This window comes from Streptomyces sp. NRRL S-337 (assembly GCF_000720175.1).
Taxonomy (GTDB): domain Bacteria; phylum Actinomycetota; class Actinomycetes; order Streptomycetales; family Streptomycetaceae; genus Streptomyces; species Streptomyces siderophoricus.
The window spans coordinates 83,835-95,776 of record NZ_JOIX01000001.1 but is presented as its reverse complement, the minus strand read 5'-3'; the positions used below and the strand labels follow the sequence as shown (position 1 = coordinate 95,776).

11 protein-coding genes are annotated in these 11,942 nt (G+C 72.7%); 10 read left to right on the top strand and 1 reads right to left on the bottom strand.

Annotation, left to right across the window (positions count from 1 at the left end; all coding sequences use genetic code 11):
* The first annotated feature begins 274 nt into the window (after window positions 1-274).
* From dhaL to IG62_RS0100365, 9 genes are all read left to right on the top strand, one after another.
* On the top strand, window positions 275-916 hold the full coding sequence (gene dhaL / locus IG62_RS0100405) for a dihydroxyacetone kinase subunit DhaL (RefSeq protein WP_051797441.1): 642 nt from the start codon (window positions 275-277) through the stop codon (window positions 914-916).
* Between the two features lie 114 nt (window positions 917-1,030).
* Window positions 1,031-2,170, top strand: coding sequence for a 4-hydroxyphenylpyruvate dioxygenase (gene hppD / locus IG62_RS0100400; RefSeq protein ID WP_030796080.1), 1,140 nt, complete (start codon window positions 1,031-1,033; stop codon window positions 2,168-2,170).
* Window positions 2,167-3,378 carry an alpha-hydroxy acid oxidase gene (locus IG62_RS0100395; RefSeq protein ID WP_030796078.1) on the top strand — a complete coding sequence of 404 codons (1,212 nt, stop codon included), beginning with the start codon at window positions 2,167-2,169 and terminating at the stop codon, window positions 3,376-3,378. Before hppD ends, IG62_RS0100395 begins: the two co-directional genes overlap by 4 nt.
* Window positions 3,375-4,292: a phytanoyl-CoA dioxygenase family protein gene (locus IG62_RS0100390; protein WP_030796076.1), complete on the top strand. Its 918-nt coding sequence runs from the start codon at window positions 3,375-3,377 to the stop codon at window positions 4,290-4,292. Before IG62_RS0100395 ends, IG62_RS0100390 begins: the two co-directional genes overlap by 4 nt.
* Window positions 4,293-4,357: 65 nt before the next feature.
* The gene (locus IG62_RS0100385; RefSeq protein WP_078871751.1) at window positions 4,358-5,608 is read left to right on the top strand and encodes a PLP-dependent aminotransferase family protein; all 1,251 of its coding nucleotides are present in this window, start codon (window positions 4,358-4,360) and stop codon (window positions 5,606-5,608) included.
* Complete coding sequence (locus IG62_RS0100380; RefSeq protein ID WP_051797338.1) at window positions 5,605-6,552, top strand: DMT family transporter; 948 nt, start codon at window positions 5,605-5,607, stop codon at window positions 6,550-6,552. Before IG62_RS0100385 ends, IG62_RS0100380 begins: the two co-directional genes overlap by 4 nt.
* A 92-nt stretch (window positions 6,553-6,644) precedes the next feature.
* On the top strand, window positions 6,645-7,739 hold the full coding sequence (locus IG62_RS0100375) for a prephenate dehydrogenase (protein WP_030796069.1): 1,095 nt from the start codon (window positions 6,645-6,647) through the stop codon (window positions 7,737-7,739).
* Between the two features lie 146 nt (window positions 7,740-7,885).
* On the top strand, window positions 7,886-8,149 hold the full coding sequence (locus IG62_RS0100370) for a WhiB family transcriptional regulator (RefSeq protein ID WP_030796067.1): 264 nt from the start codon (window positions 7,886-7,888) through the stop codon (window positions 8,147-8,149).
* Window positions 8,150-8,256: 107 nt separating this feature from the next.
* Window positions 8,257-8,916: an NADPH-dependent FMN reductase gene (locus IG62_RS0100365; RefSeq protein ID WP_030796065.1), complete on the top strand. Its 660-nt coding sequence runs from the start codon at window positions 8,257-8,259 to the stop codon at window positions 8,914-8,916.
* Between the two features lie 24 nt (window positions 8,917-8,940).
* Here the strand turns inward: IG62_RS0100365 and IG62_RS0100360 are convergent, their stop codons facing one another.
* Window positions 8,941-10,533, bottom strand: coding sequence for a N,N-dimethylformamidase beta subunit family domain-containing protein (locus IG62_RS0100360; RefSeq protein WP_234326111.1), 1,593 nt, complete (start codon window positions 10,531-10,533; stop codon window positions 8,941-8,943).
* A gap of 160 nt (window positions 10,534-10,693) precedes the next feature.
* Here IG62_RS0100360 and IG62_RS0100355 point away from each other — a divergent pair, with 160 nt between their 5' ends.
* On the top strand, window positions 10,694-11,923 hold the full coding sequence (locus IG62_RS0100355; RefSeq protein ID WP_030796061.1) for an aromatic acid exporter family protein: 1,230 nt from the start codon (window positions 10,694-10,696) through the stop codon (window positions 11,921-11,923).
* Window positions 11,924-11,942: the final 19 nt, after the last annotated feature.

Genomic DNA, 11,942 nt, shown 5'->3' with positions numbered 1-11,942 from the left:
TCGCCCTCAAGGTCGCGGGCACCGGGGGAACGAAGGAGCGCCTGCCATGCGGAAGCCTGCGGAGAAGAGCGACAACTTAAGTCGGTCCGGGCCGGTGACGCCGGTGCCGGGGCCGGGGTTCCGCGCGTCGACGAGGACTCCGCCACGGTGGCCGGGCGGCCCGGACGCTCATGCGGGCGGCCACCGGACGAGCCGGACGGTACGACCCCGCCGGTGCAGGACGATCGGCAGAACCGGAGGAGTAGCGGTGGACTCGGCGCTCGCCCTCGGCTGGATGCAGCACGTCGCCTCGGCCATGGACCGGGACCGGGACCTGCTCACCCGTCTGGACTCCGCCATCGGCGACGGGGACCACGGGGCCAACATGGCCCGGGGGTTCACCGCGGTACAGGCCGGTCTGGCCCGCTCCGGGCCCGTGCCGTCCGCACCCGTCGCGGCGCCGGACGGCACCGACGCGCCCGGCGAGATCCTCCTCCGGGCCGGGAACTGTCTGGTCTCGGTCGTCGGTGGCGCGTCCGGACCGCTGTTCGGCGGCGCGTTCCGGGCCCTCGGCGAGACACTCGGCTCCTCCCCCGAGGTCGACGCCCGGCGGTTCGCGGCCGGGCTCACCGCGGCGCTGGCGAAGATCCAGCAGCTGGGCGCGGCCGTGCCCGGCGACAAGACCATGATCGACGCATACGCCCCCGCGGTCGGCGCCTTCCGGGCCGCCGCGGAGTCCGGCGCCGCGTTCGCCACGGCGGCGCACGCCGCGGCCGAGGCCGCCGAGGCGGGGATGCGGGAGACCGTTCCGCTGCAGGCCCGGAAGGGCCGGGCGGCGTACCTGGGGCTGCGCAGCATCGGCCACCAGGACCCCGGTGCCACCTCAACAGCCGCCATTTTCCGCTCACTTGCCGAGGCGTCCGGTCACCTCCGGTAGCCCGCTCCCACCCCTTGCCCCCTGCTCCGTCGCCGCACGCTTCCGGCGCCGCGCCGAGCCGCGGTGCGCCGGCTGCGGCTGCTCCCACCTCCCGAGCAACAGATTGGATCAACTGTGACCGCCCACTCCATCGACCACGTTGAGTTCTATGTGGGGGACGTCAATCAGGCTTCCCACTACTACTGCGGGACCTACGGCTTCCGGGTGGTGGCCGAAGCGGGGCCGCTCACCGGACTCGCCGGCGCCCGGTCGCTGGTCCTGGCGCACGGCGGCGTCCGCCTGGTGCTGACCTCCGCCCTGCACGCGGACCACCGGGCCGCCCGCTTCGTCCACCGGCACGGCGACGGCGTACGGGACGTGGCCCTGCGGTCGACGGATGCCGTCGCGGACTTCGAGCAGGCGCTGGCCGCCGGGGCCGAGCCGGTGGCCGGGCCGGAGACGTTCGAGGACGACGGGGTGCGGGTGGTCCGCGCCACCGTCGCCGCGACCAACGACCTGGTCCACAGCTTCGTCCAGCGTGACGGCGACGACGAGGCCTCGGCCCACTTCCTGCCGGGGCGGTACCGGCCGGTGGCGGAGGCCGCCGAGGCGTCCGGCCCCGCCCTGCTCCGCTCGGTCGACCACCTGGCCCTCTGCCTGCGGGCCGGTTCGCTGGACACCATGGTCGACTTCTACCAGCGGGCGCTGGGCCTGAAGCACACCTACGACGAGTACATCGTGGTCGGCGGCCAGGCGATGGCCTCCAAGGTCGTCCAGGACGAGACCCGGGGCATCACCTTCACCATGGTCGAGCCCGACCCGGTCGGCGGTCGCGGACAGCTCAACGACTTCCTCGACGGGTTCAACGGCCCGGGCGTCCAGCACGTCGCCTACAGCACCGACGACATCGTGCACGCCGCCCGTGAACTCCGGCTGTCCGGCGTGGAGTTGCTCTCCACCCCGGCCGGCTACTACGCCTCGCTCGCGGAGCGCGGCATCGAGGTGGGCATCGACCCGGCGGTGCTGCAGGACCTCGGTCTGCTCGCCGACCGGGACGAGTGGGGACAGCTGGTCCAGGTCTTCACCCGGTCCCCCTACGCCCGCCGCACGGTGTTCTTCGAGCTGATCCAGCGGCTCGACGCCCGCACCTTCGGCAGCGGCAACATCAAGGCGCTGTACGAGGCCGTGGAGCGCGAGCGGACCCGCACCGACGAGGCCGACGACCCGCGCGGCGACGCGGTCCCCGCCGGCGCACCCGCGAAGGCCGGCGTATGACCGCGCGGGCCGGCCGGGAACCCGGGGCCGACGCCGGGGAGGTGCTGCTGTCACCGGACGACTACGAGGCGGCGGCCCGCGCCCGGCTGGACCGGGCGGTGTACGACTTCATCGCCGGCGGCAGCGGGGACGAGGTGACGCTGCGCGGCGAGCGGGCGGCGTACGACCGCTACCGGCTGCGCCCGCGGACCCTGGTCGACGTCTCCCACTGCGACCCGGGCACCACCCTGCTCGGCTCCCCGGTGTCCTTCCCCGTCGGTGTCGCGCCGATGGCGTACCACCGACTGGTCGACGCGGAGGGCGAGACGGCGACCGTGCGGGCCGCCGGTGCGGTCGGCGCGCTCACCGTCACCAGCACCTTCGCCAGCCGGACGATCGAGGAGACCGCCCGGGCGGCGACCGGACCGCTCTGGCTGCAGTTGTACGTGCTGCGCGAGCGCACGGTGACCGAGTCGCTGGTGCGCCGGGCCGAGGCGGCCGGCTACCGGGCGCTGGTGATCACCGTCGACGCGCCGCGGATGGCACGCCGGGAGCGCGATCTGCGGAACGGTTTCAGCCTTCCTGCGCACATCCGGCCGGTGAACCTCGACGACGGCCAGTCCGGCGGTCTGCACGGCAGCCGGGCCGGCAGCTCCACCCTGGCCGAGCACGCCGCCCGGCACCACGACTCCGCGTTCACCTGGCAGGACCTGGCGTGGCTGCGCTCGCTGACCAGCCTGCCGTTGGTCCTCAAGGGCGTACTGACCGGGCAGGACGCGCGGCGGGCGGCCGAGTTGGGCGTCGAGGGCCTGATTGTCTCCACCCACGGCGGCCGGCAGCTCGACGGTGCGATCGCGGCGCTGGACGCCCTGCCGGAGGTCGTCGCGGCCGTACCGGACACCTGTGAGGTGCTGGTCGACGGCGGCATCCGGCGCGGTACGGACGTGCTCAAGGCGCTGGCGCTGGGGGCCCGTGCGGTGCTGGTCGGCCGCCCGGTCCTGTGGGGCCTGGCCGTCGACGGGGCGGCCGGCGCCGAGCGGGTGCTGGCCACCCTCCGCGCGGAGCTGGCGGAGGCGATGGCCCTGACCGGCCGCCCCGTCCTCGACGCGATCGCCCCGGACCTGCTGCACCTCTCCCCCGCCGCGGCGGCACCCGCCGCCGGCCTGCCCCACCTTTCCCCCCACCCTTTTTCCCAGCCCCTTCTCACCAACGACAGGGATATGGCATGACTCGCAAGGACACCCCGCGCCCGCTGACCGCCGCCGAAGAGGCGCTGCTGCCGGCCGATGACGAGGTGCAGTTCTACCAGGAGCACGGCTGGTATCTGTCGAAGAAGCTGCTGACCGACGACGAGGTCGACACGCTCAATGCCGCGGCCGACCGCTTCTACGGCGGCCACCGGGACCGGACCCTGCCGAAGCGGCCGCCGCGGCTGGCGTACTGGGAGCCGGAGAAGGGCGATGTGCACCGGCACAACGACTACATCTTCTACGAGGACGACACCATCCGGAGCATCCTGTCCAAGCCGGTCATCGCCGCGGTCGCCGCGCGGATAGCGGAGACCAGCCAGATACGCCTGTGGAACAGCACCCTGATCCACAAGCCGCCGCGCGCGGACGACGAGCGCAACATCGTGCCCTGGCACTTCGACCGGCACTACTGGCAGACCTGCTCCTCCGACGAGATGCTGACCGCGTTCATCCCGTTCCACGACTGTGACGAGGAAATGGGCACCATCACGATGGTCGACGGCAGCCACCGCTGGAAGGAGACCGGCGGCGACGACACCACCAGCCGGCACTTCGCCGAGCGGGACCGCTCGGAGCTGGAGGACATGCTCACGGAGAACGCCGCGTTCAACAACTCCGAAGTGGTCAAGGTCCCCGTGAACATCCCCAAGGGCCACATCAGCTTCCACCACTGCCGCACCTACCACGGCAGCGGGTACAACGTCAGCGACCGTCCTCGGCGCGCCATTTCGCTGCACCTCCAGGACCGCACCAACCAGTGGCGGCCCTACGAGCTGTCGTCCGGCGACCTCGTCGTCTACAACAATGACGTGCTGGTGCGCACGGACGCGCACGGCAACCCCGACTACACCGACCCGGACTTCTGCCCCGTCCTCTGGGAGGACCCCCGGTGACCAACGGCTCCACCCCCACCGTACTTCCGGCCGGCGAGCTGCACGGCTCGCTCGGCGACCCCCTGATGGAGGTGATGAATTTCCTCAACGAGGTCACCTCCCGCTATCCGGAGGCGATCTCCTTCGGCCCGGGACGCCCGTACGAAGGGCTCTTCGAGGTCGAGCGGATCGGTGAGTACCTCGCGGCCTACCAGCGCCACCTCGTGGAAGACCTGGGCCGCACCCCGGACGAGGTCCGCACGCTGCTGTTCCAGTACGGGCGCACCAACGGCCAGATCCACGAGCTGGTGGCCCGGGCGCTGCGCAACGACGAGGGCATCGACGCGGCACCCGAGTCGCTGGTGGTGACCGTCGGCTGCCAGGAGGGCATGTTCCTGGTCCTGCGGGCGCTGTTCGCCGAGCCGTCGGACGTGCTGCTGGTGCCGTCCCCGTGCTACGTCGGGATCACCGGGGCGGCCCGGCTGCTGGACCTGTCCGTCGCGCACGTCCCGGAGGGCGCGCACGGGACGGACCCGGAGGTGCTGCGCCGTACGGTCGCCGAACTGCGGGCGGCCGGGAAGCGCCCGCGGGCGTTCTACGTCGTGCCGGACTTCGCCAATCCGACCGGGACCTGTATGCCGGTCGAGGCCCGCCGGCGGCTGCTGGAGCTGGCCGAGGAGGAGGACCTGCTCCTCCTGGAGGACAACCCCTACGGGTTCTTCACCCGTACCGGCAGCGGGCTGCCCACGCTCAAGGCGCTGGACGAGCGGCGACGGGTGGTCTACCTCGGTTCGTTCGCCAAGACCTGCTTCCCGGGCGCCCGGGTCGGCTACGTCGTCGCCGACCAGGAGGTCGAGGCCGCGGACGGCCGCCGCACCCTGCTGGCGGACGAACTGTCCAAGATCAAGGGCATGGTGACGGTCAACACCCCGGCGCTCAGCCAGGCGGTCATCGGGGGGATGCTGCTCACCCATGACTTCCGGCTGCGCGAGGCCAACAAGCCGGCCGCCGACTTCTACCAGGAGAACCTGGCGGTTCTGTTGGACAGTCTCGAACGGCTGCTGCCGCGCGAGCGGCGGGAGGCGGCCGGCATCGACTGGAACGTGCCGGACGGAGGGTTCTTCCTGACCCTCACCCTCCCCGTGCCGGCGGACAATGCGCTGCTGGAAGAGTCCGCCCGCGAGCACGGAGTGATCTGGACACCGATGAACTACTTCTACCCCGACGATGAGGGGGGCCGGTGCCAGATCCGGCTCTCCCTCAGCTATCTGACACCCCAACAGGTTGCCGAAGGGGCCCGCCGACTGGTGGGTCTGCTGGAACGGAGCTGCCTGTGAACGCCGTTCTCTACGTGGTGACGGTGCTGATCTGGGGTTCGACCTGGCTGGCCATCAAGGGCCAGCTGGGCGATGTCCACCCCACGGTGTCCGTTGCCTACCGGTTCGCGCTGGCCGCGGTGATCCTGCTGGCCTGGGCCCGGCTGCGGGGGCTGCCGCTGCGCTATCCCCTGCGGGTGCACGGGCAGTTCGTCCTGATGGGCGGGCTGATGTTCTCCACCAACTTCGTCTGCTTCTACTTCGCCGAACAGCATCTGACCACCGGCCTCGTCTCGATCATCTTCGCGATGTCGCTGCTGGTGAACATGGTCTTCGCCCGGGTCTTCTTCCGGCGGACGATCACCGCGAAGATGCTGCTCGGCGGGGCGGTCGGGCTGCTGGGGATCGTCACCGTGTTCTGGCCGGAGTTCCAGAACTTCGGGCTGTCGTCCGGGTCGGGCCAGGGCATCGTGCTCTCCGCCCTCGGCACCCTGGTCTTCTGTCTGGGCAACGTCGTCTCCGGCAAGACCCAGGCCGCGGGCATCCCGGTGGTGCAGGGCACCGGCTTCGCGATGGCCTACGGGGCGCTGCTCACGGCCCCGTTCGCGCTGCTCTTCGGTGGCGGCGGGGCGGCCTTCGACCCGTCTTTGAAGTACACCGGTTCGCTGGTCTATCTGGCCGTCTTCGGCTCCGTGGTCGGCTTCGGCGCGTACCTCACGCTGCTCGGCAGGATCGGTGGTGAGCGCGCCGCGTACGCCATGGTGCTCTTCCCGATCGTGGCGCTGTTGCTGTCCACGGTGTTCGAGAGCTTCCACTGGACGGTGCGGGACCTGGTGGGTGTCGCCCTGATCCTGATCGGCAACGCGGTGATGCTGACCAATCCGGCGCTGGTGCGGCGGTTGTTCGGCAGGCCGGCCGAGGCGGCGGAGCAGGCAGCCCCGGCCCAGGCACCGGCCGACCGGTAGTACCTGCCCAGGACCTCCGGGCCCGCCCGTTCCCCTGTCGGGCGGGCCCGGACGGGTCCGCCTTCCCCCTTTCACGGTCCAGGAGCGTTCTCTTGCATACCGCTTGCGTCGTCGGCACGGGTCTCATCGGTACTTCCATCGCCCTGGCACTGACCGGCCGGGGCGTGACCACCTATCTGATCGACCGCGACCCGGACAGCGTGCGGATCGCCGCCGCGCTCGGGGCGGGCGTCCCCGGTCCCCCGCCGGACCCGGTGGACGTCGCGGTCATCGCGGTCCCCCCGTCGGAGGTCGCCCGGACCATCGCGGACCACCAGAAGGCCGAACTGGCCCGGGTGTACACGGACGTGTCGAGCGTGAAGGCGCTGGTGCACGCCGAGTGCCTGGCCCTCGGCTGTGACACCACCGGTCTGGTCGGCGGGCATCCGATGGCCGGCGGGGAGCGCTCGGGTCCGCTGGCGGCCCGCGCCGATCTCTTCCAGGACCGCCACTGGATACTGACGCCGACCCCGGAGTCCCGGGAGAGCGCGCTCAACCGGGTGCTGGAACTGGTCTCGTTGTGCGGTGCTGTACCGGTCCTGCTGCCGCCGGCCGACCACGACCGGGCCGTGGCGCTGGTGTCCCACCTGCCGCACCTGATGGCGAGTCTCACCGCCGCCCGGCTGGTGGACGGCGAGGAGTACGCGGTGCGGCTGGCCGGCCGCGGCATGCGGGACGTCACCCGGACCGCGGCCGGCGACGCCGGACTGTGGACGGACATCCTCGCGGCGAACGCGGCCGCCCTCGGCCCGCTGCTGGCCGAGCTGGGCCGGGACCTGACGACGGCGGCCCGGGCGCTCGGCCGGCTGACCGAGGACGTTCCCGAGCAGCACCCCGCCGCCCTGGCGGAACTGACCGGAGTGCTGCGGCGGGGCAGCGCGGGACGGGCACGGATCGCCGCCCCGCACGGGCCGACCGGCGCGGGCCGGCACAGGGTGCTCTCGATAGCCGTCGGTGGCCCGCAGCGGCAGCTGGAGCGGCTGCTCGGCGATGTGGCCGAGGCCCGGGTGGACCTCGAAGGCATGGTGCTGCCGGACGCCCCGGCCGTCCCGGACGCGACGGACGGCGCGGTCGAGTTGTGGGTGGCTCCGGACGTGGCGCGCCCGCTCACCGATGCGCTGCGCGACCGGGGCTGGGTGGTCCGCTGAGTTCCGGCGCATTGCCGGGGCGGGACGGGGCACCCGACCACAACGGGGCGTCCCGGTACGGACATTGCCGACCGGTGTGCGGCCAGACCCGCCCGCCCCCTCAGCGGACATCGACCGCGCTCGTGGCGCGGAACGGAGGTACTCCCATGGACTGGCGTCATCGTGCCCGGTGTCGGGACGAGGACCCGGAACTCTTCTTCCCGGTCGGCAGCACCGGCCCCTCGCTGCTGCAGATCCAGGAGGCCAAGGCCGTCTGCCGGCAGTGCCCGGTGATCGCCGAGTGCCGGGACTGGGCCCTCGCCTCCGGCCAGGACAACGGCGTCTGGGGCGGCCTGGACGAGGAGGAGCGGCGCGCCGAGCGGCGCCGGATGGCCCGTCGGCGGGCCCGCAGCAACTCCTCGTCACGGTGACGTGGCACGGCGGACCCGGTGGATGCCGGGTTTCCGGCCGTGCCGCGGATACGCTGCCCCCGCACCGGGCGACCGGCCCGGGTGCGGAAAGGACGAACGCCATGGCCCTGCCCGCCGACGCCCACCCCGGTCCGCTGCGCGTACTGGTCCTCGGTGCTTCGCTGCGGGCCGAGTCGGCCAACGCCCGGCTGGCCGCCCTGGTGGCCCGGATGATGACCGAGGCCGGGGCCACGGTCGACCTCGCGGGGATGCGGGACTTCGGCATGCCGTTGTACGACGGGGACCTGGAGGTGGCGGAGGGGCTGCCGGCCGGTGCGCTGGCGCTGCGGGACCGGATCGAGCGGTCCGACGCCTTCGTCATCGCCTCGCCGGAGTACAACGCCTCCGTGCCGGGCGTGGTGAAGAACGCGATCGACTGGGTCTCACGGATCCGGCCGCAGCCGTTCAAGACCAAGCACGCACTGCTGGTCTCCGCCTCCCCCTCGCTGGTCGGCGGCAACCGGGGGCTGTGGGCGCTGCGGGTGCCGCTGGAGCACCTCGGCACCCGGGTCTATCCGGACATGTTCAGTCTCGCCGCCGCGCACCAAGGCTTCACGGAGGACGGGCAGTTGGCCGACTCCGGGTTGCAGCAGCGGCTGGCCGAGACCGTCACGGCCTTCCTCAGCCTGGTGGAGGCCGACGCCCGCTACGTCTGTCTGCAGCGCCGGTGGTACGAGTTCCTCGGCGACCGCACCGGGGCGCCGGTCACCCAGCGCGCCGAGGACTGAGCGGGCCCGGCGCGCCCCGGCGCGTCAGGTGCCGTACACCGCGGCCACGTTGTTCCGCGGTGCGGGCCTGGTCCTGGCGGCCGGCCCCGAGGCGAAGGCACGGAGCAGGTTCTCGGTGGTCCGGGTGACGAACGCCCTGGTCCGGGCGTCCATCCCGTGGTCGCGGCCGTCGTCGCCGGTACCGGCCATCAGCGCCTCGACCCAGCGCATCGTGCCGGTGGCGAAGACCCCGGCGCCGCTCGCCACGGTGTAGTACGCGGAGTCCGCGTGGCTGCTGCGGCCCGCGCAGACCAGCGGTGAGTGGGCGATGATCTCCAGCCTTTCCGGAGTGGGCACCCCGGGTGTGACCCGGTCGTACTCCACGCCTACGAGGTGATCGAACGACGCCCCGCGGTCGGCTCCGGTCCCCGCGAAGAGCCAGTGGTCCGGCTGGTGGACGACGTAGGCGGCGTCGGTGGGATAGCCCTCGTAGAAGACGCCGGTGAGGGACGACTCGGGGTCGGCGGCGGGTGGCAGGCGGAAGTCCTGGGTGGGCGGCTCGTGGTGGGCCGCGAAGGACGGGTCGTCCCGGTAGGCGGTCTTGTAGCAGGTCACGGTGCGCAGCGCGGCGGAGGGGCCGGGATCGAGCCGGACCCGGCGGAAGCAGGCGTTGGCGCCGAGGAAGGCCAGGTTGGCGCCGGTGTCGCGGGCCCGGGTGACGTGCGCGCGCTGCTGCGGGGTCCAGTACTCGTCGTGGCCGAGCGAGAGGACGGCGGTGGCGCCCCGCAGCTCCGACGGGGAGCGGTGGACGTCCACGGACGTGGTGTAGGCCAGCGGCAGGCCGAGCCGTTCGGCGAGGACGACCACGGCAAGCTCGTGGACCAGGAACTTCTCGGCGCCGTTGGCGTCGTAGGGCCGGTCGAAGCTGACGGCCAGCGACCGTGTTCGGTAGGCGCCGTCCTGGCCTGCGTAGAGGCTGTAGCCGCCCCACCGGTTGTACGCCTGCCAGGTCGTCACGGCGTGCATCAGCACGGTCCGGCCGGCGGCGGTCGCGGAGCGGACCACCAGCGGGACGTACCGCTGGTGCCCGTGGTCCGCGTCCAGCCGGAGCAGATACGCGCCGGGTGGCCAGCCGGTGGTGCGTACGGCGAGGGTGCGCGGCCAGTCCGCGCGGACGGTCCGGGTGCCGGGCAGCAGCCGCGGGCGGGGCCGGTGGTGTCCGGCGATCCGCGGCGAGCGCCAGACGAGCCGGGCCTGGGCGCCGCCGTACCAGCCGACGCGGTAGGCCGAGACCCGGAAGCCGGGGGCGGTGGTGGAGACGTGCAGGCCGAATTCCCCGCCCGGCCGGACGCTGACCGTGTCGGTGTAGCCCTCGACGGCCTCGGGCGGGCCGGGCGCGCGCAGCCGCCAGTCGGGGCTGCCGGCCCGGGCCCGTTCCGCGGCGAGGTCGTCGGGGCCGGTGCCGGGGGCCGGGCCGGGGGTCTTGCCCGAGGAGGCGTCGCAGCCGGTGGCCGTGGGGAGGGCGAGTCCGGCGGCGCCGGCCGCCGCGGCCCCGAGGAAGTGCCGCCGGACGAGGCCGCCGTGACCGTCGTGCGGGGCGCGCGGTCGTGCCTCCTGGTCCGCGTCGTCGCCGCTCATCGCACCACTCCCGTGCGCCGCCGTTGCTGACCGGGCCGGTCCCGTCCTCTCCGGACGATCATGCGTGGCGACGGCCGGCCGGACGACCGCAGAGGGCCGAATGCGGGTAGGGCGGCCACGCATGTTGCTCTCGGTGCGGAAAGCGGGAAGGGGGAGAAGAGTGCGTGAAGTAACCGATCCGCTGTTGGATCTCGTCCGGCGGCACAGCGAGCCCGTGGTCGCGCAGACGCTCCGCTCGACCATCGCCGCCGTGATCTCGTACGTCGTCGCGCTGATGGTCAGCAGCGAACCTGCGCCGCTGACCGCACCCCTGACGGCCCTCCTCGTCGTTCAGGTCACCCTCTACACCACGCTGACCACCAGCATGCGCCGGGTGAACTCGGTGGTGGTCGGGGTGGTCATCGCCATCGGTTTCAGCTCGCTGGTGGGGCTGACCTGGTGGAGCCTGGGGCTGATCATCCTGGCCTCGCTGGTCATCGGCCGGTTCGTGAAGGCCGGCGAGTTCGTCCCCGAAGTGGCGATCAGCGCGATGCTGGTGCTGGGGGTGACGACGACGCGGGTGGCGGCGACGGCCTGGGACCGGGTGCTGGAGACGCTGATCGGGGCGGTGGTCGGGCTGCTGTTCAACGTGCTGTTCGTGCCGCCGGTGCTGGTGCAGCCCGCCAGTGAGGCGATCGAGGGGCTGGCCGGCCGGATGCGGGTACTGCTGCTGAGCCTCAGCGACGAGGTGGTGGGCCATACGCCGGTCGCGGAGGCCGCCGCCCGGCTGCACGAGGCGCGGCGGCTGGACCACGACATCGTGCAGGTGGACGCGGCGCTGCGGCAGGCCGAGGACAGTCTGCGGCTCAACCCCCGGGTCAAGGAGGGGTTGCTCTCCCGGGTGGTGCTGCGGACCGGTCTGGACACCCTGGAGATCTCCGCGGTGGTGCTGCGCACGGTCTGCCGGACGCTGACGGACCTGGCCAAGGCCCGGACCGAGGAGTCGCTGTTCTCGTCGCGGATCGGCACTTCCCTGAGCGAGCTGTTCCGGCACATGGCCCGGGCGGTGGACAGCTTCGCCGTACTGATCACGACGCAGGTCAGCGCGAACGCGGACAAGGCGGAGGACCGGCTGGTCAAGGAGCTGGCCGCCAGCCGGGAGAGCCGCGAGACGGTGGCGCATCTGCTGCTCGACGAGGTGCAGGAGCATCCCCGGCAGTGGCAGCTGCACGGCGCGCTGCTGGCCGAGATCGACCGCATCCTGGACGAGCTCGACGTGGAGAAGCGCTCCCAGCGTCTGGTGGAGGAGCTGGACCGGCAGTCCCGTGAGCAGCGGGAGAGGTATCCGCTGGTGGACAAGCTCCGGGGGCGGCTGCGGATGGGCCGGTCGCGTCGCGCACCGGTGCTCTGACGGACGGTGGCACGGTGGG

What these genes read in the sequence shown, in the direction of transcription:
- dhaL (WP_051797441.1), top strand. Translation starts at nt 275, where the DNA reads ATGCAGCACGTCGCCTCGGCCATGGACCGGGACCGGGACCTGCTCACC.
- IG62_RS0100395 (WP_030796078.1), top strand. Translation starts at nt 2,167, where the DNA reads ATGACCGCGCGGGCCGGCCGGGAACCCGGGGCCGACGCCGGGGAGGTG.
- IG62_RS0100390 (WP_030796076.1), top strand. Translation starts at nt 3,375, where the DNA reads ATGACTCGCAAGGACACCCCGCGCCCGCTGACCGCCGCCGAAGAGGCG.
- IG62_RS0100385 (WP_078871751.1), top strand. Translation starts at nt 4,358, where the DNA reads ATGGAGGTGATGAATTTCCTCAACGAGGTCACCTCCCGCTATCCGGAG.
- IG62_RS0100370 (WP_030796067.1), top strand. Translation starts at nt 7,886, where the DNA reads ATGGACTGGCGTCATCGTGCCCGGTGTCGGGACGAGGACCCGGAACTC.
- IG62_RS0100360 (WP_234326111.1), bottom strand. Translation starts at nt 10,533, where the DNA reads ATGAGCGGCGACGACGCGGACCAGGAGGCACGACCGCGCGCCCCGCAC.